Origin of the sequence: Agromyces sp. S2-1-8 (assembly GCF_021129215.1) — a bacterium.
Classification (GTDB): domain Bacteria; phylum Actinomycetota; class Actinomycetes; order Actinomycetales; family Microbacteriaceae; genus Agromyces; species Agromyces chromiiresistens.
Genome location: NZ_JAJOLP010000001.1, coordinates 3029980 through 3053083 on the forward strand (window position 1 = coordinate 3029980; position 23104 = coordinate 3053083).

Here is a 23104-nt window from a genome sequence, read left to right on the forward strand (position 1 = left end):
CGTTGCGCGCTGCCCGGGGCGGGATGCCTGGGCTCTCTTGATGCGCGGCCGGTTTCACGGCAACCTCAATACTCTAGCAGAGCGGATGCCTCGGGGCCGACCACCCAGCACGACGCGGAGCGCGTCCGAAGTTCAGTCGAACGGCCGCTCGAGCAGGGTGAGCGCCGCGTCGACCGCCTCGGCCGGAGTGCCGTCGCCGCTGCGCGCCCACCAGCGCATCGCACTGAAGCCCGTCGTGACGTAGAGGTCGGCGAGCAGGTGCGCCCGAAGCGACGCCGGGTCGCCCAGGTACGGCTCGAGGAGTTCGTGCACGGCGCCGAACTTCGCGAGCCCGTGGGCGAGCACCGCGGGGTACGCATCGATGATGCGCAGGCGCTGCCGCGTCACCTCGATGAGCTCGGGCGGGAACTCGGCCATGGCGACGTAGGCGCGATGGAGGGCGGCGATGGACGCACGTCCGCCCGCCTCCGACGCGCCGCCGCCGGCGGCCGGGGACCGGTCGGCCGCCGGCGCGATCGCCGACTCGAACCGCGCCAGGGCCTCGTCGAAGCCGCCCCAGACGAGGTCGGGCTTCGACGGGAAGTACCGGAAGAGCGTACGGCGGCTCACCCCGGCGGCGTCGGCGACGTCGGCCATCGTGACCTCGTCGAACCCGCGCTCCGCGAAGAGGGCGAGCGCGATCGCCGCGAGCGCATCGGCGTCGACCTCGATCGGGCGCCCGCGGGGCGCACGCGAGGACCCGTCGCCGGTCGGGCGGGCGTTCGGGGAGGCATCCATCGTCACACCGCCATTCTCGCGTGCCCGGGGTCGCATGGGGAACATTTTATGACACTCAGTGTTATAACTGGTGGACCGGTCGCGAACCCGACCGGCGAACCCACCGCGACGCCGCGCATCCCACGACGCCGCACTCACCGCTGAGGAGCAGCAATGAACACCGCCATCACCCCCGGACGCTTCGACGGCAAGGTCGCGATCGTGACCGGCGCCGGGTCCGGCATCGGCCTCGCGACCACCGTGCGACTCGCCTCCGAGGGCGCGCGCGTGATCGCGGCCGACGTCTCGAAGGAGCGCCTCGACGCACTCGTCGCCGAGCACCCCTCGCTCGACATCGTCGCCGTCGCGGGCGACATCACCGTCGAGGAGAACGTGCAGGCGCTCGTCGCCGCCGCCGGCGAGCGGGTCGACGTGCTCGCGAACGTCGCCGGCATCATGGACGCCTTCCTGCCGGCCGCCGAGATCGACGACGCCACCTGGGAGCGGGTCATGAACGTCAACGTCACCGCCGTCATGCGGCTCACCCGCGCGGTGCTGCCCAAGATGGTCGAGCAGGGCACGGGCTCGATCGTCAACGTCACGAGCGAGGCGGGCCTGCGCGGCGCCTCGGCCGGTGCCGCGTACACGACCTCGAAGCACGCCGTCGTGGGCTTCACGAAGAACACCTCGGTCATGTACTCGGGATCGGGCATCCGCGTGAACGCGGTCGCGCCCGGCGGCGTGAAGACGAACATCGAGGCGCCCTTCAAGTCGGAGCACGCGGGCCGCGTGCTGGGCCCGGTGCTCGGCGCGCTCGCGCTCGTGCCGGCCGAGCCCGAGCAGCTCGCCGCCGCGATCACCTGGCTGCTGTCGGACGACTCGGCGAACGTGTCGGGCGTCGTGCTCGCCTCGGACGGCGGCTGGTCGGCGATCTGATCGCCCTTCCGACGAGACGGATGCCTCGTGCCGCGACCCGCGGCACGAGGCATCCGTTGCTTCGGCGAGCGCGCCCGGCGAGACTGGGCGCATGGCCTTCGTGATCAAGCGCGTGTACGAGCCCGCCGAAGCGGGCGACGGCTACCGGGTGCTCGTCGACCGGCTGTGGCCGCGAGGCGTGAGCAAGGAGCGCGCCGAGCTCGACCTGTGGGACAAGGCGGTCGCCCCCTCCCCCGAGCTGCGCACCGAGTGGCACCACGCCGCCGACCGGCTGGGCGACTTCGAGCACTTCGCGTCGCGCTACCGCGCCGAACTCGACGAGAACGCCGCAGCCGACGCACTGCTCGAGCTTGGGCGCGAGCATGATCGCGTGACGCTGCTCTACGGCGCACGCGACACGCAGGTCAACCACGCCGAGGTGCTGCTCGACTGGCTCGCCGGCCACGGAGCCGTCGTCGAGCGGAACTGACGCGTCGCGCGCGGCAGGCGAACCGCGGCGGGGTTGAGGCGAACCGCCGCGCAGCGTAGCGTGCGTCGTGACCCGAAGGAAGCGAGCATTCATCATGATTGCGCAGCATCGGACCCGCACCGCCGTCCTCGCCCTCGCGGCCGCCGCCGCACTCACGCTCACCACGGCGGCCGCCGCCGCGCAGGCCAGGCCACCGGGCACACCGGCCATTCCGCTGAACAACGAGCAGGAGACGACCGGCGCCACCGGCGGCGGGCACGGCTTCATCGCCTTCGAGATCGCCGACGGCGAGTTCTGCTACACCCTCGAGGTCGAGGGGCTCACCGCCGGCGCCGTGGCCGCGCACATCCACCTCGCCCCGCGCGGCGTCGCCGGCGGCGTCGTCGTGCCGCTCTCGGTGCCGAACGCCACGGCCTTCACCGTCGAGGACTGCGCCGACGCCGACGCGGCCGTGCTCGACGCCATCGCCGAGAACCCGCGCGCGTACTACGTCAACGTGCACACGCCGACGTATCCCGGCGGTGAGGTGCGCGGGCAGCTGAAGTAGCGCTCACGGCGCGTCGCGACGGCGGTCAGGGCACGAACGGGAAGATCGCCGGAGCACCCGTGTGCGCGTAGACGAGCACGAGGAACACGACGAGGTCGAACAGCAGGTGCACCACCAGCACGTAGGTCAGCGACTTCGTCAGCTTGAACGTGTAGCCCTGCACGAGGGCGAACGGGATCGTGAGCAGCGGCCCCCAGCTCTGGTAGCCGAGCTCCCACAGGAACGAGACGAAGACCGTCGCCTGCAGGAGGTTCGCCTGCCAGGCCGGGAAGTGCCGCAGGAGCAGCGCGAAGACCGTGCAGATGAAGAACAGCTCGTCCCACGTGCCGACCGCGGTCACCCCGACCGCGAGCCGACCGATCTCGTTCGCACCGTCGACCGCCGGCCAGTTCTCGTAGACCCCTGACCCGATGAAGTAGGCCGGCAGCACGAGCCAGCCGGCGAGCGTGACGCCCGCGAGGTAGGCCCACTGCGTGCGCGTCCACCGGCGGCCCGTGCGCCAGGGGAAGCGGATCACCCGTTCGCGGTAGACGAAGCGCGAGACGAGGAACGGCACCGCGACCGCGAGGCCCAGCACGAGCGCGAATCGGACCATGCCCGCATCGCTGAGGTCGGCCTTCAGCGACATGGTCGAGATGATCACGAGCCCGATCGCGATGAGCGCGAGGTCGGCGAGCAGCCGCTCGGTGCGCCCCGAACGGTCGCAGAGCCACGCGGCGAGGAGCCCGACCGCGATCATCGCGTAGCCCGCGATCGGCGCCATGAACCCGAACAGCAGCACGGCGGCGCCGCACACCAGGACCGCGGGCACGAGCGCGATCGGGTGCGCGCGCAACGCCGCCGCGTCGGCGGTGTCGGCAAGGTCGATCTTCGGCATCGGCGTGCGCCCTATTCGTCGTCGCCGAGGTCGCCGCGACGCGACGCCTCGGCCCAGCGGCCGAGGAACAGCCCCCCGGCCTCGTCGTGGATGAGATCGCCGGCGGTGAGCACCGGGTACCCGGTCGCGGGCACGCCGTCGGCGGGGCGCACGTCGACGTGCCTGACCGACTCGCCCCGCTCGTGCAGCCAGTCGGCCATGCGGTAGTCGCCCCGCGAGTCGCCCATCGTTCGCCAGTGCCGCGGACGGACGCCGCGTTCGGCGAGCAGCTCGATCGCGCGTGCCGCGCCGAGATCCTTGCCGAGCCGCACCGACTCGACGTCGGTGGCGATGATGCTCGGGTCGACCCGCCAGTGCACGCGGCCCGAGGCATCCGGTCGTTCCTCGTCGCCCTGCACCGTGCCGAAGCCCCGGGCCGCGAGCGCCGCATGCGCGTGCGCGTCGAAGCGCGGCTGGGCCACGAGGTAGTCGCCGGATGACACGTGCACGTGCTGCTCGACCGACACCATCGCGCGCTTGGTCTCGTCGAAGAAGGCGACCTCGTCGAATTGCGACCGGACGACGTCGCGCATGTAGGCGGTGAACTCCTCGGGCATGGCGAGGTCGAGGTCGACGAAGACCTCGCCGAGCCCGCCACGATCGATCGCCGCCCAGACCGCCCCCTTCTCGCAGATCGCCCACACGGGCGCGCCGGGTTCGAGTCCCGCGTCGACGAGGGGCGGCACGACCCGTTCGGCGATGAAGGCGTCCGACCGGCCGGTGTTGAACACCACGGCGTTGCCGTCGTTCGCGAGGGCCGCGAGATCGCGCGCGATCGACGGGATCGCGATCGACCGGGTCACCGGGCTCGCGATGGGACCGTCGACGTCGAGCAGGAGGCCGAGGAGCGGGGCGCTGGTCACGCCACCAGCCTATGGCGCGGCGCGGCGCCGATGTCGCCGGCCGGTGCGACGATCGAGTCATGCAGCAGACGATCGTCCCTCCGTACCTGCTCGACCGCATCGCCGACGCCACCCACCGGTTCCCGCTCGCCGCCGAGGCGGCCCGGCGCTCGCTGCTGCACGACGCGCCGCGACGCGAACTGCGCGGGACGCCGCCGCTGCTGCCGCCCGACCGCGCCGAGCCGCGACTGCCCGCCGCGCTGCCCGACGCGCCGTCGCAGCCCGACCGCCGCATCTCCGATGCGGAGCACGCCGAGCGGCTGCCGGGCCGGCTCGTGCGGCGCGAGGGCGAACGCGCGACGGGCGACGAGTCGGTCGACGACGCCTACAACGGGCTCGGCGACACGCACCGGCTGTTCGACCGCGTCTTCGGGCGCGACTCGATCGACGGCGCCGGAATGCCGCTCGAGGCGACCGTGCACTTCGGCGAGCGCTACGACAACGCGTTCTGGGACGGCGAGCGCATGGTGTTCGGCGACGGCGACGGCGAGGTGTTCCGCGGCTTCACCGATTCGCTGAGCGTCATCGGCCACGAGCTCGCGCACGGCGTCACCGAGCACACGGCGGGCCTGCGCTACCAGGGTCAGCCGGGCGCACTCAACGAGCACGCCTCCGACGCGTTCGGCGCGCTCGTCGAGCAGTACGCGCTGGGTCAGGACGCCGAGGCAGCGACCTGGCTCATCGGCGAGGACATCTTCACCGACGAGGTGCAGGGCAGGGCGCTCCGGTCGATGCTCGAACCCGGCACCGCCTACGACGACGACGTGCTCGGCCGCGACCCGCAGCCCGCGCACATGCGCGACTACGTCGAGACGACCGACGACAACGGCGGCGTGCACCTGAACTCGGGCATCCCGAACCGGGCGTTCGCGCTCGCCGCGCGCGAACTCGGCGGCTTCGCATGGGAGCACGTCGGCCGCATCTGGTACGACACGCTCACCTCCGGGCGGCTGAGCCCGACGGCGACGTTCGCCGAGTTCGCGGCCGAGACGGTTCGCCAGGCCGAGCGGCGCTTCGGCGCCGACTCGCGAGAGGCCCGCGCGGTGCGCACGGGCTGGCAGACCGTCGGCGTGCTGCCGGCGACCGACGGGGCCGAGCGCGGCGCCTGATCGAGGAGTAGCATCCAGCACGATGGAGGTCATCGTGCAGCGCACCGGGGGTCTGGCCGGCCTCCGCACCACGTGGCGCGTCGAGGTCGACGAGCAGCCCGACCCCGACGCCTGGGTCGTGCTCATCGGCGAGCTGCCGTGGCGCGAGGTGCCCCCCGCTCCCCCCGAGCCCGACCGCTACGTCTACCGCATCGAGTGCGCCCCGCACGAGGCGCTGCTCGCCGAGCGCCAGGTCACCGGTCCGTGGCGAGAACTGGTCGACCGGGTGCGCGAGACGGCGCCGCCGCACCGCGAACCGCCAGCAGCACCCCGAACGCGATGAGGCCCTGCGCCGCGAGGTAGGTCGACATCACGGCGAGGTCGTGCGCCGCGAACTCGTATCCGGGCAGGAAGCGCCCCATCGCGAGCACCGAGTCGGAGACCACGAACAGGGCACCGCCGAGGGCGATCCAGCCGCCGTGCAGCGAAGCGCTCACCGCCATCGCGCCGATGACGAGCGCGTACGCGACGACCGGCACGGCGAGCGCGCCGGCACCGGGCAGCAGGAGGGCGAGCATCGCGACGACCCACAGCGGATAGACGAGCGCCCAGGCCGGCGGGCGACGCCGGGCCCGAGGCATCCGCAGGAAGAGCACGATGTAGGCGACGTGCGCCGCCAGGAACGAGGCGAGGCCCGCCACGAACCAGGGGTCGCCCGGGAACGTCAGCAGCACGTCGCCGCCCCACGACAGCCCGATGCCGGCGAGCAGCAGGGCCGGCACTGGCGCGCCCGAACGACGGGAGACGATCACGACGGCGAGCGCGAGCAGCGGCATGAGCAGCGCTTTCGTCGCGGTCACGCTCCAGGCGGGGCCGACGTACTGGAGCACGAGGTGCCCGATCGAGACGACGAGGTAGGGGGCGAAGGCGGGCAGCACGCTCGAATCGTAGCCGAACGACGACGAAGGCCGGCGGGCGCTCGCCCACCGGCCTTCACAGCACGGACCGACTCAGCTGACGCCGAGCAGGTCGATGACGAAGATGAGGGTCTTGCCCGACAGCGGGTGACCGCCGCCGGCGGGGCCGTACGCCTTGTGCGGGGGCACGATGAGCTGGCGGCGACCGCCGACCTTCATGCCGGGGATGCCCTCTTTCCAGCCCGTGATGAGGGCCGAGAGGGGGAAGTTGATCGACTGTCCGCGACCCCACGAGGAGTCGAACTCCTCACCGGAGTCGAACTCGACGCCGAGGTAGTGCACGTCGACCGTCGAGCCGGGCTGGGCCTCGGCGCCGTCGCCGACGACGAGGTCTTCGATGACGAGCTCGACGGGGGCCGGGCCCTCGGGAGCGTCGATCTCGGGCTTGCTGTTCGTATCGGTCATGCCCTCAATCAAAACGGATTCCACGTGCCCGTGTCCATCGCGGACGGATGTCCACCGGGGTCTTGCGCTACTGGCGAACACCATGCACGCTGGAACCCTAAGAGATCCGTCGCCCCGTAGAGATGTCGGCAGTGCCACACCACAGGGCGGCGGATTTCTGTTGCGTTCCGGCACGCCGGGAGCACGACAGGGGCAGGCGGTTCCGCCGCCCTGCGGTGACCTCAGTCCTGCATCAGCCGAGACCTGATGAGGAAGCGAACGCCCTCGGGCGCCTCGATCGAGAACCCGCTGCCGCGACCCGGGACGACATCGACGGTGAGGTGGGTGTGCCGCCAGTAGGCGAACTGCTCGGCCGACATCCAGAAGCCGGCGACGCGCGCCGACCCCGAGGCATCCCGACCGAGCTCGAGCTCGCCGAGCAGCACGTCGGCCTCACTCGTGACGAACTCGCCCGCCGGGTAGCACATCGGCGAACTGCCGTCGCAGCACCCGCCGGACTGGTGGAACATGAGGGGACCGTGCATCGACCAGAGGCGGTCGAGCAGCGTCGCCGCCGCGGGTGAGAGCTCCACCCGCGACGACCACTCCCCCGCGATCACCACCCGGCCGACGACGCCGTCCGCGAATCGTTCGAGCGACAACGCGGCCCCGATTCAGAAGAACCCGAGCGGGTTCTCGTTGTAGCTCACGAGCAGGTTCTTCGTCTGCTGGTAGTGGTCGAGCGCGAGCTTGTTGTTCTCGCGGCCGATGCCCGACGACTTGTACCCGCCGAACGCGGCGCCCGCCGGGTACGCGTGGTAGTTGTTCACCCACACCCGCCCGGCCTGGATGTCGCGGCCGGCGCGGTACGCCTCATTGCCGTTGCGGCTCCAGACGCCGGCGCCGAGTCCGTAGAGGGTGTCGTTCGCGATCGAGATGGCGTCGTCGTAGTCGGTGAAGCTCGTGACGGCGACGACCGGGCCGAAGATCTCCTCCTGGAACAGGCGCATCCGATTCTGGCCCTCGAAGATGGTCGGCTGCACGTAGTAGCCCTCGCTGAGGTCGCCGCCGAGGTCGGCGCGCTCACCGCCGAGCAGCAGCTTCGCACCCTCCTGCTTGCCGATGTCGATGTAGCTCAGGATCTTCTCGAGCTGATCGTTCGACGCCTGCGCGCCGACCTGGGTCTCGGTGTCGAGCGGGTTGCCCTGCTTCGCCTGCTTCGTCCGTTCGATCGCGTCGTCCAGGAACGTGTCGTAGATCGATCTCTGGATGAGCGAGCGGCTCGGGCAGGTGCAGACCTCGCCCTGGTTGAAGGCGAACAGGCTGAAGCCCTCGAGGGCCTTGTCGTAGAACGAGTCGCGCCGATCGGCCACCGACTCGAACACGATGTTCGGGCTCTTCCCGCCGAGTTCGACCGTCGAGGGGATGATGTTGTTCGACGCGTACTGCAGGATGAGCCGTCCGGTCGTCGTCTCGCCCGTGAAGGCGATCTTGCGGATGCGGCTCGACGAGGCGAGCGGCTTGCCCGCCTCGACGCCGAAGCCGTTCACGACGTTGAGCACGCCCGCCGGAAGCAGGTCGGCGATGAGCTCGACGAGCACGAGGATGGAGGTGGGCGTCTGCTCGGCGGGCTTCAGAACGACGGCGTTCCCCGCGGCGAGGGCCGGCGCGAGCTTCCACACCGCCATGAGCAGCGGAAAGTTCCAGGGGATGATCTGCCCGACCACGCCGAGCGGCTCCTGGAAGTGGTACGCCACCGTGTCCTCGTCGAGCTGCGTGAAGCTGCCCTCCTGCGCACGGATGAGGCTCGCGAAGTAGCGGAAGTGGTCGCTCGCGAGTGGGAGGTCGGCGTTCAACGGCTCGCGGATCGACTTGCCGTTGTCCCACGTCTCGGCGACGGCGAGGAGTTCGCGGTTGCGGTCGATGCGGTCGGCGATCGCGTTGAGGATGCCGGCGCGGTGCGCGGCACTCGTGCGGCCCCACGCGGGTGCGGCCTTGTGCGCCGCGTCGAGCGCGGCGTCGATGTCGGCGGCGGTGCCGCGGGCGACTTCGGTGAAGGCCTTTCCGTTCACGGGCGAGATGTTCTCGAAGTAGGCGCCGCCTTCGGGCTTCACCCACTCGCCGCCGATGAAGTGCTCGTAGCGCGGCTTGAACTCGATGAGCGCGCCGGGGGTGCCGGGCGCGGCGTACACGGTCATCGTGTCTCCTTGACGTCGTTGTCGGATGCCCCGTGCTGGGACGACGTCACCGTAGGCCGGGCGGGGTTGCGTCCCGGTTGCCCGGACGTTGCACCTGCGTTGCGCCCGGTCGACGGGATGCGCGGACCACGCGGTCGACGGGAGGCGGCCGGTCAGCCGAGCGCCGCGTCGAGTCGCTCGAGGTGGGCGACGACCGACGCACGGCGCGGCGACCGCGGGGGCAGCAGCCGGAGCACGGCGCGCCAGAGCTCGACGTCGTCGCGCCCCTCGTCGCGCTCGGCGTAGTCGAGGAGGAGCTCGGGGGCGGCATCCGCGAGGAGTGATTCGCGAAGTCGGCTCGCCACCTCGGCGCGGATCTCGACGATGCCGGGCGCGGCGGAGTCGGGCAGCAAGGGCCCCTGGTACGCGTCGAGCGCCCGGCGGCGGGCGCCGCGGCGCAGGCGCGCGAGCACTTCGTGCGCGTCGAGGGCGAGCGGCCGGACGAGGCGGTAGGGGCGGGACGCGATCGGAGGCTCACCCGCGGCGTCGAGCGTTCGCCGCAGCCGCACGAGTTCGGCGCGCAGGGTCACCGTGCTCGACTCGTCACCGTAGACGAGTGCGGCGAGGCGCTCGGCAGGAAGGCCGCGCGGATGCCAGGAGAGCAGCGTGAGGATCTCGGCGTGGCGGAGGCCGAGCTCGCGACCGCCGAGACGGGGGCGGCGCAGGCCGAGCACGTCGAGCGCGGTCGCCGCGGGCTCGACCGGCCGGATCCGCGTCCGCCGGAGCGTGCTGCGCACGGCGGACTCGAGGTGCGCGAGCTTGAGCTCGGCCTCGACCGCGGCCACCGTCGCCATGACGAGTGGGAGCGTGTGCGGAGCCACCGCGTGATCGGTGCCCGTGATGTCGATGACGCCCAGCACGGCGCCCGTCTGCGGGTCGTGCACCGGAGCTGCGGTGCAGCTCCATGGATGGACGATGCGGTTGAAGTGCTCGGCGCCGCGGATCTGGACGCCGCGGTCGACCTGGAGCGCCGTGCCGGGCGCGTTCGTGCCCACCGTCGACTCCGACCAGTCGGCGCCCGCGACGAACAGCATGTCCTCGGCCCGATGCCGAAGCGCGGGATCGCCCTCGACCCACAGCAGGCGTCCGTGTTCATCGCCGACGGCGACGACCAGGCCGGCCTCACCCGCATCGTCGACGAGCAGCCGCCGGATCACGGGCATCACCGGTGCGAGCGCGTGCGTCTCGCGGTAGGCCCGGAACCCGTCCTCATCGAGCTCCATGCTCGGCAGCGCGTGCGCCGGGTCGATCGCCCCGCGGAGCGCTCGCTCCCACGAGGCGCGAACCACCGGCCGGAGCGTCGGGGGCACCGCGCCCGAGGCGAGGGCGTCGTCCTGGGCGCGCAGGAGTCGGTCGCGCAGGGCATCGGCATCGAAGCCCCGAGGGGGTCGCTGCGGCACGGGCACGCCGTCTCCGATCGCGTCGTTGCGGATGCCGACATCATATCCGGTGGCTCGCCTCGCCGCCGTTGCGGTACTCAGCGCATGAGCGCCGCACGCTCGGACACGATCGCGGCGAGCAGCGCCTGCTCGTCGGCGACCGACTTCGCCCCGCCCACACCCGACGCGATCCGTTGCCGGGCGAAGGCGAGGTGCGTGGCGTCGGTGATGAGCCGTCGCATTCCCGCCGTCCGCGGCGGGCGCTGTGCACGAGCCCACGCCAGTGCCTGTCGTCGGCCGGCCGGCGTCGCGAGCAGGTCGACCTCCGCCGGGCTGAACCAGCCCGCGGCCGCGTACTCGCCGAGCCGGCGGCGCGTCGTGCGCACCTCCTCGCGACGCAGCAGCACGGCCAGCAGGACGGCACCGGCGAAGATCGGCACCTGCACGGTGAGGTAGAGGCCGACCGCGTCGTCTCCGAAGGCGAGCGAGCCGTTCCAGAGCGCGTGCAGCGCGATCGCGGCGAGCAGTCCGAGCAGGAACCAGCCGATCACGCCGCCGCCTGCACCGCGTCGCGCGGCGATGCCGATCGCGAGCCCCGTGCAGGCGGTGAACAGCACGTGCGCGAACGGCGAGAAGATGCCGCGCACGACGAAGGTCGCGCCGAGCGATTCTGCACCGCCCTCGATGAGGGCGGACCCGAAGTAGATGATGTTCTCGGTGAAGGCGAAGCCCGCCGCGACCGTCGCGGCGTAGACGAGCCCGTCGACCGGCCCGTCGAACTGCCACCTCGCGAAGGCGTAGACGAGCAGCACGCCCAAGCCCTTCGCGACCTCCTCGACGACGGGCGCCTGCACGACGGCCCCGACGGCCTCGTCGGCCCCGCCGCCGGGCGAGACGAACGCCACCGCGAGCTGCACGCCGAGATCGACGACGAGCGCGACGACGACCGAGACCGCCGCGCCCCAGAGGAACGCGAACCACAGCGCGCCGCGCGGCTCGGGCTCCCAGCGGTCGACCCAGCGGATGGCGAGCAGCACGCCGGCCAGCGGCACGAGGGCGAGCAGGGAGCCGATCACGAGGGTCGAGGCGCCGAGCGCGATCGCAAGGTAGGCGATCACGAGCAGTGCGGCGAATCCGCCGAGCACGATGCCGATCACGGCGAAGACGGTGCCGCCGCTCCGCGCCCGGACGGGCGCCGCCCAAGCGGGGGCGGCGGGTTGCGGGGCTGGGCCGGGGGCGACGTGGCTCACCGGGGCAGCCTACCGAACCGCGGCGGTCCCTCGGCGGCGTGGAGACCTCCTCCGTTCCCGGCGCGTCAACCGGTCGGCGCGGATGCCTCGAACATGACGCCGGGATTCAGGATGCCGGTCGGATCGAAGGCGGCCTTGACCGCCCGCTGGAGCTCGAACACGTCGTCGCCGAGCTCCTCGGCGAGCCATCGGCGCTTGAGCACGCCCACCCCGTGCTCGCCGGTCAGGGTGCCGCCGAGTGCCACGGCCGCGCGGAACATCTCGTCGGCCGCCGCCCAGATGTGCTCGGGCACCTCGTCTCCCGTGAACACGAAGTTCGGATGCAGGTTGCCGTCGCCGGCGTGCGCGATCGTCGGGATCTCGACGCCGCGTCGTGCCCCGATCTCCTCGATGGCGCGGAACATGGCCGGCAACGCGCTGCGCGGCACCGCGACGTCCTCGATGAGCACCTGGCCGCTCGCCGCGAGCGCCGGGTGCATCGCCCGCCGGATGTCGAGCAGCCGCTCGCCCGTCTCTGCGTCGTGCGAGAGCGTGACCCGTCCGCCCGCCGCGGCGAAGAGCTCGGCGATGCGCGCGGCCTCGGCGGCCGCGGAGCCGTCGTCGGCCTGCGCGATGAGGAACGTCTCGCCCGGTGCCGTCGTCTCGAGCGGCGTGCCGGCGAGCGCGTCGTCACCGAGGTACGCGGCGACCCTGGCCACGACGCCCGCGTCCATGAGCTCGAGCACCGCGGGTCGGATGCGGGCGGCGGTGACCGCCGCGCACGCGGCGGCCGCGGCCTCGACGTCGGTGAACGCGGCGGCGACGGTCACCGGGGTGCCCGCCGTGATCGGCCGCAGCCGCACGGTCGCTTCGACGATGACCCCGAGGGTGCCCTCGGACCCCGTGAAGAGGGCGGTGAGGTCGTACCCCGTGACGCCCTTGACCGTGCGGTGGCCGAGGCGCACCAGGCGGCCGTCGGCGAGCACCACCGCGAGGCCCAGCACCGCCTCGCGGGTGACGCCGTACTTCGCGCAGAGCAGGCCTCCGGCGTTCGTCGCGATGTTGCCGCCGATCGATGAGATGGCGCGGCTCGCCGGGTCGGGCGCGAACCAGAGCCCGAGCGGCGCGAGCGCATCGTTGAGGTCGCCGTTGATGACGCCCGGCTCGACGACCGCGAGCTCGTCGGCCTCGGAGATCTCGATGATGCGGTCCATCCGCGAGAGGTCGAGCACGATCGCGCCCGGGCTCGCGATGGCGCCGCCGGCGAGGCCGGTGCCGGCGCCGCGCACGACGACGGGGGTCGCGGTCGCGTGCGCGATGCGCATGACCGCCTGCACGTCGTCGACCGACCCCGCGTGCACGACGGCGAGCGGCGGGCTGTCGCTGCGCCATCCCGAGCGGTCTTCGCGGGTCGCCTCGAGCGCGGCCGGGTCGACGGTGACGGCGGCGCCGAGGGCGTCGTTGAGCTGGGCGAGGACGTGCGGCATGCCTCAACCCTAGCCACGCCGCGGCGACGTCCGATTTCCGCGAGTTGTTGTCGGCGGGCCGTGCGAGGCTGAGTGCATGACCATCTCCGCCACGCGCATCGAGGACCCGCTCGACGACCCGGTCTTCGCCGAGCGCTACCGAGCCATGCAGGCGCGCGACGCACGGTTCGACGGCCAGTTCGTCACCGGCGTGCACTCGACGGGCATCTACTGCCGGCCGAGCTGCCCCGCCGTCGCGCCGAAGCCCGGCAACGTCAGCTTCTACCTGACCGCCGCGGCCGCGCACGACGCCGGGCTGCGGGCGTGCAAGCGGTGCCTTCCCGATGCCGTGCCCGGCTCCCCCGAATGGGACCTCCGCGACGACCTCGCAGCCCGTGCGATGCGCCTCATCGCCGACGGCGTCGTCGAACGCGAGGGCGTGCCCGGCCTCGCCGCGCACCTCGGCTACACGCCGCGGCACCTCACCCGCGTCGTCACCGCCGAGCTCGGCGTCGGGCCGCTGGCGCTCGCTCGAGCGCACCGCGCCCAGACCGCGCGGGTCCTCCTGACCTCGACCGACCTCCCGACCGCCGACGTGGCGTTCGCGGCAGGCTTCGGCAGCGTGCGGCAGTTCAACGACACGGTCAAGGCGGTCTACGAGCGCACCCCGCGACAGCTGCGCCTGACCGCGCGATCGGCCGAACGTCGCGTACCGAGCGGCGACGGGCTCGTGCGACTGCGCTTGCCCGCGCGAGCCCCGTTCGACGCAGCCGGCGTCTTCGCCTGGCTCGCCGCGCGGGCCGTCGACGGGGTCGAGGTCGCCGACGGCGGCCGTTTCACGCGATCGCTGCGCCTTCCGGGCGGCCCGGCCGTCGTCTCGCTCGAGTCGAGCGGCGACGAGCGGTCGCCCGCGATCGAGGTGGAGGCGCGGCTCGCGTCGCTCACCGACCTGCCCCCGCTCGTGGCCCGCGTGCGCCGCCTCTTCGACCTCGACGCCGACGCCGTCGCGATCGATGCCGCGCTCGGCGCCGACCCGGCCCTCGCTGCATCGGTCGCCGCGCACCCCGGCCTCCGCATGCCGGGGTGCCTCGACGCGCACGAACTCGTCTTCCGGGCGCTCATCGGCCAGCAGATCTCGGTCAGGGCCGCGCGCACGACGCTGTCGAGACTGGCGGCCGAGCTCGGCGAACCGCTCGTGCCGGGCGATCGGCCCGGCCCCGTCGGCGGCGAAGGGCTGCTGCGGCTCTTCCCGACCGCGTCGGCGATCGCCGAGCACGGCATCGACGTGCTGCGCGGCCCGGCGACCCGGATCCGCACGATCATCGACGTCGCCTCACGCCTCGACTCCGGCGAACTCGTCGTCTCGGCCGACCGCGATCGCGGCGAGCTGTACCGCGACCTGATCGTGATTCCCGGCATCGGCCGCTGGACGGCCGGCTACGTGGCGATGCGGGTCACCCGGGCGCCCGACATCCTGCTGACCAGCGACCTCGCCCTGCGCGCAGGTGCCGAGCGCCTCGGACTGCCCGGTTCCGCAGCCGAGCTCGACGCGCTCGGCGCAGCATGGGCGCCGTGGCGCAGCTACGCGTCGATGCACCTGTGGCGCGCCGCAGCCGCAGAGATCTGATGTCTGGCGCCGGACGCGCTACGATTCCGGCATGGCCGTCACCGACGAAGCGATCCTGCGCATCAAAGAGATGATCATGTCGGGCGAGCTCGCGCCCGGTGATCGCCTGCCGCCCGAGAAGGAGCTGAGCGAGCGGCTCGGCCTCTCGCGCTCGTCCCTCCGCGAGGCCGTGAAGGCGCTCGAGGTGATCCGCGTGCTCGACGTGCGCCGCGGCGACGGCACGTACGTCACGAGTCTCGAGCCCCGGCTGCTCCTCGAGGCGATGTCGTTCGTCGTCGACCTGCACGACGACCATTCGGTGCTCGAGATCTTCGCGGTGCGTCGCATCCTCGAACCGGCCGCCGCCTCGCTCGCCGCCCGGCACGCGGCCGAGCCCGACCTCGAGCGTCTCCGGGAGTCGGTGGCGGGCGTCGATCACGCCGCCGACGTCGAGGGCCTCGTCGCCCACGACCTCGAGTTCCACCGAGGCATCGCCGACGCGACCGGCAACAGCTATCTCGCGAGCCTCATCGACTCGCTCTCGAGCCACACCGTGCGCGCCCGCATCTGGCGCGGCATCACCCAGGAGAGCGCCGTCGAGCGCACCCTGCAGGAACACCATGCGATCCTCGACGCGATCGCCGCGGGCGACGCCGAGCTCGCCGCGGCGCTCACGGTGGTGCACGTGTCGGGCGTCGAGCAGTGGCTGCGTTCGGCCCTCTGATCCGCTGAGCGCCCGCGCCGCGTCCGCCTGGGTGCGCCCGCGCGGGGCCTCGCCCGCCACGAAGAAGGGGGCGCCGGCCGAAGCCGGCGCCCCCGAGGCGTCCCCAGGGCGTCACTCGTAGAGGACGGCCTGGATCTCCTCGTCGTCGATGTTCGACGCGTCGTACCAGTAGAACCCGGTGTCGATCGTCTTCGGCAGCTCCTCGCCGTCGATCGCCTCGACCGCGGCCTTGACGGTCTCGTAGCCGATGCCGATCGGGTTCTGCGTGATCGCGCCGAGCATGAGCCCGTCGCGGATGGCGTCCATCTGCGCCTTGCCCGAGTCGAAGCCGACGACCGCGAGCTTCGCGGGGTCGATGCCGAGCTCCTTCACCGCCTGCACGACGCCGATCGCCGAGCCCTCGTTCGAGCCGTAGATGCCCTTGAGGTCGGGGTGGGCGGCGATGATGGCCTTCGCGAGGTCGGCGGACTTCGCCTGGTCTCCGCCGCCGTACTGGACGTCGACGATCTCGATGTTCGGCTCGTTCTCCTCCATGTACGACACGAAGCCGTCGCGGCGCTGCTGGCCGGTCACCGAGGTCTGGTCGTGCACGACGAGCGCCACCTTGCCCTCGTGGCCGACGGCCTCGGCCATGTGCTTCGCGGCCTCGGCGGCGGCGGCGAGGTTGTCGGTCGCGGCGGTCGTCAGCGGGATGTCGCTCTCGACGCCCGAGTCGAACGCGATGACCGGGATGTTCGAGTCCTTCGCCTGCTGCAGCAGCGGGCCCGCGGCCTGGCTGTCGAGCGCGGCGAACCCGATCGCGGCGGGGCTCTTGTCGAGGGCGGTCTGCAGCATCTGGATCTGCTGGTCGACGTCGGCCTCGGTGTCGGGGCCCTCGAACGTGATCTCGACGTCGAACTCCTCGGCCGCCTGCTCGGCGCCCGTCTTCACGGCCTGCCAGAACTGGTGCTGGAAGCCTTTCGAGACCAGGGCGACGTACGGCTTCTCGCCGCTGCCGCCGTCGGCGGATCCCGAGTCGCCGCCGTCGCTCGCGCAGCCCGCGAGGATCAGGGCCGCGGCGACGGCGCCGACGACGGCGCCCAGTGCGCGCTTCTTGAACATGCTCACTCCTTGGTGTAGGTGGTGCAGGTGGTACTTGTTGGGGGTTGGGGTGGTGGGTGGTGCCGCGGCCCCGCCTGCGGGCGGATGCCTCGGCCGAATGCCGCTCAGGCGCGTCGGCGCCGCAGCATGTCGAGGTAGACGGCCACGAGGATGACGATGCCGACCGCGACCGACTGCCACTCCTGCGGGACCGAGATGATGCGCAGGCCGTTCGTGAGCACGGCCATGATCAGTGCGCCGATCACGGTTCCGACGATCGAGCCCTTGCCGCCCTGGAGCGACGTGCCGCCGATGACGACGGCGGCGATCGCCTCGAGCTCGAGCCCCATGCCGCCCGTCGGCTGGGCCGACGAGAGGCGCGAGGCGCTGAGCACGCCGGCGAGTCCGACGAACAGGCCCGCGAGCGTGTAGATGATGATCTTCCAACGCCGCACGTTCACGCCCGACAGCGCGGTGGCCGCCTCGTTCGAGCCGATCGAGAACGTGTAGCGGCCGAGGATCGTCTTCGACAGCAGCACGGCGGCGACGACGATCATGACGATGAAGATCGCGACGCCGAGCGGGAACCGCATGCCCGGGATGATCGACAGGTTCATGATCGACTGGAACTCGGGGGTCTCCGAGAAGTAGATCGGCTTCGTGCCCGAGATCACGAGCGAGAGGCCTGCGGCGATGAGCATCATGCCGAGCGTCGCGATGAACGGCGGGATGCCGAGCACCGAGACGTTCACGCCGTTGACGAGCCCGATGAGCGCGCCGAACAGGATCGTCGCCGTGACGCCGGCCCAGAGAGGCCAACCGAGGTAGGTGAGGAACACGCCCGCCATCACGCCGCAGAGCACCATGCCGGTGCCGATCGACAGGTCGATGCCGCCCGTGATGATGACGAACGTCGTGCCGAGCGCGAGGATGCCGGTGACGGTCGCCGCCGTGAGGATCGACACGAGGTTGTTGGCGGTGAAGAAGTGCGGACTCGCGAACGAGAACACCGCGACGATCACGATGAGGCTCGCGAAGGCGAGCAGCTGCTGCAGCGAGCCGCGCAGCCACGCCATTCGGGGCTTGCCGGCGTCGATCGCGGCGTACGCGCTCGTCGACGGCGTCGTCGCGGCGTCGGGGCGGCCGGATTCCGGTTTCGTCGTGGTCGGGCTCATCGTGCGATCGTTCCTTCGCTTGAGAATCGGGTTGCGTAGTCCATGAGGTTCTCCTGGGTGGCCTCGGCGTTGTCGAGCACGGCGGTCAGCCGGCCCTCGGCCATGACGGCGATGCGGTCGGAGAGGCGCAGCACCTCGGGCAGCTCCGACGAGATCATGACGATCGCCTTGCCCTCGTCGGCGAGCCGTCGCAGCAGCACGTAGATCTCCTCTTTCGCGCCCACGTCGATGCCGCGGGTCGGCTCGTCGAAGATGAGCACGTCGCAGTCCTTCACGAGCCACTTCGCGATGACGACCTTCTGCTGGTTGCCGCCGGAGAGGTTCTGGACGAGCTGCGCGGTCGAGGGGGTCTTGATGCGGAGCCGCTCGACGTACTCGCGCCCCGTGGCCTCGATGCGCCGGTCGCGCACGAAGCCGAGGCCCGAGGCGTAGTCGCGCAGCGACGAGAGCACGATGTTCTCGCGCACGCTGCGCTCGAGCAGCACGCCGAGCTGCTTGCGGTCCTCGGAGAGGTAGCCGATGCCGAGCCGGGCCGCCTCGGCCGGGTTCGCGATGTCGACCGCCGTGCCGCGGATGCGGATCTCGCCGGACTCGCGCCGGTCGGCCCCGACGACGGCGCGGGCGACCTCGGTGCGTCCCGCGCCCATCAGCCCCGCGAAGCCGAGGATCTCGCCCGGGTACACCTCGAAGTCGACGTCGCGCAGGAGGTGCTTGGTCGAGAGGCCGCGCACGGAGAGCACGGGCTCGCCCTCGGGATGCCTCGGGACCGGCCGCTGCTCGCCCTTGATCTCCCGACCGACCATGAGCGAGATGATCTCGCGCGGCTCGGTCTCGGCGGTCACGCGGGTGCCGACGTACCGGCCGTCGCGCAGCACGCTGACGCGGTCGGAGATGCGGGCGAGCTCCTCCATGCGGTGGGAGATGTAGATGACCCCCGTCTCCGGCGTGCGGAACCGCTCGATGAGCCCGAACAGCACGTCGACCTCGGCGTCGTTGAGCGCCGCGGTCGGCTCGTCCATGATGAGGACCTTGGCGTCGAACGAGAGCGCTTTCGCGATCTCGACCATCTGCTGCCGGGCGACCGTCAGCCGTTCGACCCGCTCGGCGGGGTCGAGTGCGAGGCCGAGCCGGTCGAACAGCTCCTGCGCCCGGCGGTTGAGCGCCCGGTCGTCGAGGAACAGCCCGGCCTGCCGTTCTTCGCGGCCGATGAAGATGTTCTGCGCGACCGTGAGGTCGGGCATGAGGTTGAACTCCTGGTGGATGATCGAGATGCCGAGCTCCTGCGCGTGGCGCGGACCCTCGATCGACAGCTCCCGGCCGTTGAGGCGGAACGTGCCGGCGTCGGGGGTGTAGATGCCCGCGAGCAGCTTCATCAGCGTCGACTTGCCGGCGCCGTTCTCGCCGACGAGGGCGAGTACTTCGCCGTGCCGGAGCTCGAGCTGCACGTCCGCGAGCGCCTGCACGCCCGGGAAGCCCTTGCTGACGCCCTCGACCTCGAGCAGGGTGCCGGTCGCCGCGGTCACTGCGCCGCTCCAGTCGACCGGTAGGCGTTCACGACGCCCTTGCGCAGGACGAGGTTGCCGTAGGGCCGGAGCTCGCCCGTCCGGACGATCAGTCGAGCGCCGGCCGCCCGCTCGTAGAACGCGAACCGCTCGAGCTCGCCGACGCGGTCGTCGGCCACGGCCGCGGCCGCGACGAGCTCGTGCTGCACGGGCAGCCGCTCGCCGCCCTCGGCGGTCATGAGCAGCACCGACGCGCCCTCGTAGCCGTCGAGCGGCACGACCGTGCGGATGGCCTCGACCACCTGCGCGGCGGCGATGCCTGGTGCTTCGACGACGGCGGCGCCGACCCGGTGCGCCGGGAAGTTCGCATCGGCGACGACGAGTTCGTCGCCGTGGCCGAGCCGATCGAGCGCGGCCAGCAACTCGCCGCCGAGGATCGGGTTGATGCCACTCAGCACGTGGGCCTCTCTTCCTTGAGATGTGGTGATGAGTGTACTACTCATCCGATGTTTCATGAGGTTTCAGCGATGAACGTTGCGAATCCGTAGCGAAAGCGGCGCAGAGATCGGATTACTCAAGGCAATACACCCGCTCGGCCGTACCGCCGAGGACCGCGGCCAGCTCGGACGGGGCCAGGTCGTCGAGGCACGCGCGCATCACGCGCCAGGTCGATGCGTAGCCGCCGTGCGGCACCGACATCGGCCAGTCGCCACCGTACATGAGCCGGTCGGCGCCGAACAGGTCGAGCGCGACCTCGAACAACGGTCGCACGGACGACTCGTCGAAGGCGACCCCGGGCAGGTGGAGCCCCGAGAACTTCGCGACCGTGTTGGGCAGGGCGGCCGTCGCGGCGAACTCCCGACGCCACTCGTCGAAGCCGTCGCCACCGACGGGCGGTTTCGCCAGGTGGTCGATCACGACGGTGAGCGCGGGGAGCTCAGCCGCGAGGCGACGGGCGGCACCGAGGTGGCGCGGCCACGCATCGGGCACGTCGAACGCGAGGCCGCGCGCTGCGACCTCGGCGAGCGACGACCGCACGGCCGGCAGGTCGAGGAAGTCGTCGCGCGGGTCGTCGTGCACGAGATGGCGGATGCCTCGGAGCCGACGCTCCTCCGAGAGGTCGTCGAGCGCGTCGATCGCGGCAGCGGTGTCGTCGAGGGGCACCCAGCCGACGACGCCGGCCACCCACTCGTGCCGCGCGGCGACGTCGAGCATGAATCGGGTGTCGGCGGCGGAATCGGCGGCCTGGACGAGGATGGCCGCATCGATTCCGGCGGCGTCGAGCTCCACCCGGGCGTCGCCGGGGCCGAAGTCGGCGTAGAGCGGTCCGAGCTCGGGCGTGATCCAGGGGTAGGCCCCCTCCGAGCGGGTCCACAGGTGGAGGTGGGCGTCGATCGTGCGGGCCGCGGTCACGGGATGAGCCCCTCTTCGCGGAGTCGCGACCAGAGCCCGTCGGGCAGCGGGGCGTGCACGCGCCGCGCGTTCTGCGCGATGTCGGCGGCGCGAGCCGACCCGACGACGACCGCGCGCACCGCGGGATGCTGAAGCGGGTACTGGATCGCGGCGACGGGCAGTTCGACGCCCTCGGCCTCGCACGCCGCGGCGAGCCGGCGCGCGCGCTCGAGCAGCCGGGGAGGGACGGCGCCGTAGTCGTACCGCGCGGTCGCGCCCGGCGTCGAGGTCGCGAGCAGGCCCGAGTTGAACACCGCGGCCGCGACCACTCCGACGCCCCGCTCGCTGCAGAGCGGCAGCAGTTCGGCGAGCGCGGGCTGCTCGAGCAGGGTGTACCGCCCGGCGATCATGACGAGGTCGAGGTCGCCCTCGCGAACGGCTCGCGCCGCGGCATCCGCGCTGTTCGTGCCGATGCCGATCGCGCCGACGACACCCTCCTCCCTGAGCCTGGCGAGCGCGGGGAGGCCCTCGGCCAATCCCCGGTCGAGGTCGTACGCGTCGGGGTCGTGGAGGTACGCGATGTCGATGCGGTCGATGCCGAGCCGCTCGAGCGAGTCTTCGATGCTGCGCCGGATGCCCGCCTCGCCGGGGTCGAAGCGCCGCACGGTGCGGTCGGGCACCGCGAAGTCGAAGGCCATGTCGTCGCCGCCCGAGAAGTCGGGGTTCGGGTCGAGCACCCGGCCGACCTTCGTCGAGACGACGAACTCGTCTCGCGGTCGGTCGCGCAGGGCCTCGCCCAGCCGGCGCTCCGAGAGGCCGAGGCCGTAGTGCGGCGCGGTGTCGAAGTACCGGACGCCCGACTCCCACGCCGCGTCGACGGCGGCACGGGCGTCGTCGTCGCTCACCTCGCGATAGAGATTGCCGATCGAGGCCGCCCCGTAGCCGAGGGGACCGAGACGCTCGGCGGTGAAGGGTCCGCTCATGCGGGCACCTCGGTCGGGTCGTCGATCACGTGCGAGCCGCGCCAGGTGTAGCGCTCGATCGATGCGGCGAGCATCTCGGTGCCGGCACCCGGCGCGGTCGGGATGAGGTAGCGCCCCCGCTCGACGACGGCGGGCGTGGCGAAGTGCTCGTGGAGGTGGTCGACGAACTCGATCATGCGTCCCTCCATGCTGCCGGAGAGCGCGACGTAGTCGAACATCGAGAGGTGCTGCACCGCTTCGCACAGCCCGACGCCGCCGGCGTGCGGGCACACGGGCACGCCGTACTTCGCCGCGAGCACGAGGTTCGCGAGGTTCTCGTTGACCCCGCCGACGCGCGCCGCGTCGATCTGCATGACGTGCATGCCGCCGGCCTGCAGCAGCTGCTTGAAGACGATGCGGTTCTGCACGTGCTCGCCCGTGGCCACGCGCACCGGCGCGATGCCGCGGGCGATCGCGGCGTGGCCGAGGACGTCGTCGGGACTCGTCGGCTCCTCGATCCAGGCGAGGTCGAACCCGGCGAGCGCTCGCACCCATTCGATCGCCTCGTCGACGCCCCAGCGCTGGTTCGCGTCGATCGCGATCGGGAAGTCCTCTCCGACGGCGGCCCGGGCGATGCCGAGCCGGCGGATGTCGTCGTCGAGCGAGGCGCCGACCTTGAGCTTGATCTGCGGGTAGCCGTCGGCGACGGCTTCGCGGCAGAGCCGGTCGAGCTTCTCGTCGGAGTAGCCGAGCCAGCCGGGCGTCGTCGTGTACGCGGGGTAGCCGCCTTCGAGGAGCTTCGCGGTGCGTTCGGCGCGCCCGGGCTCTGCGGCGCGGAAGAGCTCGAGCGCCTCGGCGGGGGTGACGGCGTCGGAGATGTAGCGGAAGTCGATGAGGGCGACGAGCTCCTCGGGGCTGAGCCCGGCGAGCAGCTGCCAGAGCGGGAGCCCTGCGCGCTTGGCCTTGAGGTCCCACAGGGCGTTGAGCGCGGCGCCGATCGCCATGTGCATGACGCCCTTCTCGGGGCCGAGCCAGCGCAGCTGCGAGTCGTGCGCGAGCAGGCGCCAGGCCGCGCCCATGTCGCCGAGCAGGGTGTCGACGTCGCGGCCGAGGAGGTGCCCGCGGAGCGCGTCGAGCGCGGCGACCTGCACGTCGTTGCCACGGCCGATCGTGAAGACGAAGGCGTGACCGGCGAGCCCGTCGGCCGCATCGGTGCGGATGACGAGGTAGGCGGCCGAATAGTCGGGGTCGGGATTCATCGCATCCGACCCGTCGAGTTCGAGGGAGGTCGGGAACCGGATATCCCGGGTGTCGACACTGACGATCCTGCTCATGGCGTCCTTTCGTGGGCGCCTTGAGCATAAACATCGGATGTCT

The 23104-nt window shown here is 71.9% G+C and carries 24 protein-coding genes; 7 read left to right on the top strand and 17 right to left on the bottom strand.

The features are described from left to right. Nucleotides 1-132 precede the first annotated feature (132 nt). On the bottom strand, nt 133-813 hold the full coding sequence (locus LR269_RS13930; protein ID WP_231431358.1) for a TetR family transcriptional regulator: 681 nt from the start codon (nt 811-813) through the stop codon (nt 133-135). Nucleotides 814-930: 117 nt separating this feature from the next. Between LR269_RS13930 and LR269_RS13935 the strand changes: the two genes are divergently transcribed. From LR269_RS13935 to LR269_RS13945, 3 genes are all read left to right on the top strand, one after another. Continuing rightward, nucleotides 931-1692, top strand: coding sequence for an SDR family NAD(P)-dependent oxidoreductase (locus LR269_RS13935; protein WP_231431359.1), 762 nt, complete (start codon nt 931-933; stop codon nt 1690-1692). A gap of 91 nt (nt 1693-1783) precedes the next feature. After that, entirely contained in the window at nt 1784-2161 is a 378-nt protein-coding gene (locus tag LR269_RS13940) for a DUF488 domain-containing protein (RefSeq protein ID WP_231431360.1), read from the top strand. 94 nt (nt 2162-2255) lie between these two features. Beyond that, on the top strand, nt 2256-2708 hold the full coding sequence (locus tag LR269_RS13945; RefSeq protein WP_231431361.1) for a CHRD domain-containing protein: 453 nt from the start codon (nt 2256-2258) through the stop codon (nt 2706-2708). A gap of 25 nt (nt 2709-2733) precedes the next feature. Here LR269_RS13945 and LR269_RS13950 read toward each other — a convergent pair whose 3' ends face one another. Next, nucleotides 2734-3585, bottom strand: coding sequence for a type II CAAX prenyl endopeptidase Rce1 family protein (locus tag LR269_RS13950; RefSeq protein WP_231431362.1), 852 nt, complete (start codon nt 3583-3585; stop codon nt 2734-2736). Between the two features lie 11 nt (nt 3586-3596). Continuing rightward, nucleotides 3597-4487, bottom strand: a complete 891-nt coding sequence (locus tag LR269_RS13955; protein ID WP_231431363.1) for a hypothetical protein — start codon at nt 4485-4487, stop codon at nt 3597-3599. Nucleotides 4488-4546: 59 nt separating this feature from the next. On the opposite strand from LR269_RS13955, the gene LR269_RS13960 reads away from it, so the two are divergent. Together LR269_RS13960 and LR269_RS13965 are read left to right on the top strand one after the other, a co-directional pair. Continuing rightward, entirely contained in the window at nt 4547-5635 is a 1089-nt protein-coding gene (locus LR269_RS13960; protein ID WP_231431364.1) for a M4 family metallopeptidase, read from the top strand. 22 nt (nt 5636-5657) lie between these two features. Further along, nucleotides 5658-5957, top strand: coding sequence for a protealysin inhibitor emfourin (locus tag LR269_RS13965; protein WP_231431365.1), 300 nt, complete (start codon nt 5658-5660; stop codon nt 5955-5957). Here the strand turns inward: LR269_RS13965 and LR269_RS13970 are convergent. From LR269_RS13970 to LR269_RS14000, 7 genes are all read right to left on the bottom strand, one after another. Continuing rightward, entirely contained in the window at nt 5869-6552 is a 684-nt protein-coding gene (locus tag LR269_RS13970) for a lysoplasmalogenase (RefSeq protein WP_231431366.1), read from the bottom strand. The genes LR269_RS13965 and LR269_RS13970 overlap by 89 nt on opposite strands. 72 nt (nt 6553-6624) lie before the next feature. After that, entirely contained in the window at nt 6625-6996 is a 372-nt protein-coding gene (locus LR269_RS13975; RefSeq protein WP_231431367.1) for an FKBP-type peptidyl-prolyl cis-trans isomerase, read from the bottom strand. Nucleotides 6997-7217: 221 nt separating this feature from the next. After that, nucleotides 7218-7637 carry a DUF779 domain-containing protein gene (locus LR269_RS13980; RefSeq protein ID WP_231431368.1) on the bottom strand — a complete coding sequence of 140 codons (420 nt, stop codon included), beginning with the start codon at nt 7635-7637 and terminating at the stop codon, nt 7218-7220. A 12-nt stretch (nt 7638-7649) separates the two neighbouring features. Next, complete coding sequence (locus tag LR269_RS13985) at nt 7650-9173, bottom strand: aldehyde dehydrogenase family protein (protein ID WP_231431369.1); 1524 nt, start codon at nt 9171-9173, stop codon at nt 7650-7652. 152 nt (nt 9174-9325) lie between these two features. Then, a complete protein-coding gene (locus LR269_RS13990; RefSeq protein ID WP_231431370.1) occupies nt 9326-10612 on the bottom strand; it encodes a GAF domain-containing protein in 1287 nt (428 codons plus the stop codon). A 77-nt stretch (nt 10613-10689) separates the two neighbouring features. After that, nucleotides 10690-11841, bottom strand: a complete 1152-nt coding sequence (locus LR269_RS13995) for a PrsW family intramembrane metalloprotease (RefSeq protein ID WP_231431371.1) — start codon at nt 11839-11841, stop codon at nt 10690-10692. Between the two features lie 65 nt (nt 11842-11906). Next, nucleotides 11907-13307: an FAD-binding oxidoreductase gene (locus LR269_RS14000; RefSeq protein WP_231431372.1), complete on the bottom strand. Its 1401-nt coding sequence runs from the start codon at nt 13305-13307 to the stop codon at nt 11907-11909. A gap of 76 nt (nt 13308-13383) precedes the next feature. On the opposite strand from LR269_RS14000, the gene LR269_RS14005 reads away from it, so the two are divergent. Then, on the top strand, nt 13384-14913 hold the full coding sequence (locus LR269_RS14005) for an AlkA N-terminal domain-containing protein (protein WP_231431373.1): 1530 nt from the start codon (nt 13384-13386) through the stop codon (nt 14911-14913). 31 nt (nt 14914-14944) lie between these two features. Further along, nucleotides 14945-15616: a FadR/GntR family transcriptional regulator gene (locus LR269_RS14010; RefSeq protein ID WP_231431374.1), complete on the top strand. Its 672-nt coding sequence runs from the start codon at nt 14945-14947 to the stop codon at nt 15614-15616. Between the two features lie 111 nt (nt 15617-15727). On the opposite strand, the gene LR269_RS14015 is transcribed toward LR269_RS14010, so the two are convergent. The 7 genes from LR269_RS14015 to LR269_RS14045 form a co-directional block, all read right to left on the bottom strand. Beyond that, complete coding sequence (locus tag LR269_RS14015; protein WP_231431375.1) at nt 15728-16717, bottom strand: ABC transporter substrate-binding protein; 990 nt, start codon at nt 16715-16717, stop codon at nt 15728-15730. Nucleotides 16718-16821: 104 nt separating this feature from the next. Then, the gene (locus LR269_RS14020; protein ID WP_231431376.1) at nt 16822-17871 is read right to left on the bottom strand and encodes an ABC transporter permease; all 1050 of its coding nucleotides are present in this window, start codon (nt 17869-17871) and stop codon (nt 16822-16824) included. Then, nucleotides 17868-19394: a sugar ABC transporter ATP-binding protein gene (locus LR269_RS14025; protein ID WP_231431377.1), complete on the bottom strand. Its 1527-nt coding sequence runs from the start codon at nt 19392-19394 to the stop codon at nt 17868-17870. Before LR269_RS14025 ends, LR269_RS14020 begins: the two co-directional genes overlap by 4 nt. Further along, on the bottom strand, nt 19391-19831 hold the full coding sequence (locus LR269_RS14030) for an RbsD/FucU family protein (protein ID WP_231431378.1): 441 nt from the start codon (nt 19829-19831) through the stop codon (nt 19391-19393). Before LR269_RS14030 ends, LR269_RS14025 begins: the two co-directional genes overlap by 4 nt. A 112-nt stretch (nt 19832-19943) precedes the next feature. Beyond that, nucleotides 19944-20786 (bottom strand): amidohydrolase, encoded by an 843-nt coding sequence (locus tag LR269_RS14035; protein ID WP_231431379.1) that lies wholly within the window; start codon nt 20784-20786, stop codon nt 19944-19946. Further along, complete coding sequence (locus LR269_RS14040; RefSeq protein WP_231431380.1) at nt 20783-21748, bottom strand: aldo/keto reductase; 966 nt, start codon at nt 21746-21748, stop codon at nt 20783-20785. Before LR269_RS14040 ends, LR269_RS14035 begins: the two co-directional genes overlap by 4 nt. Continuing rightward, a complete protein-coding gene (locus LR269_RS14045; RefSeq protein WP_231431381.1) occupies nt 21745-23061 on the bottom strand; it encodes an L-fuconate dehydratase in 1317 nt (438 codons plus the stop codon). Before LR269_RS14045 ends, LR269_RS14040 begins: the two co-directional genes overlap by 4 nt. Nucleotides 23062-23104 lie beyond the last annotated feature (43 nt).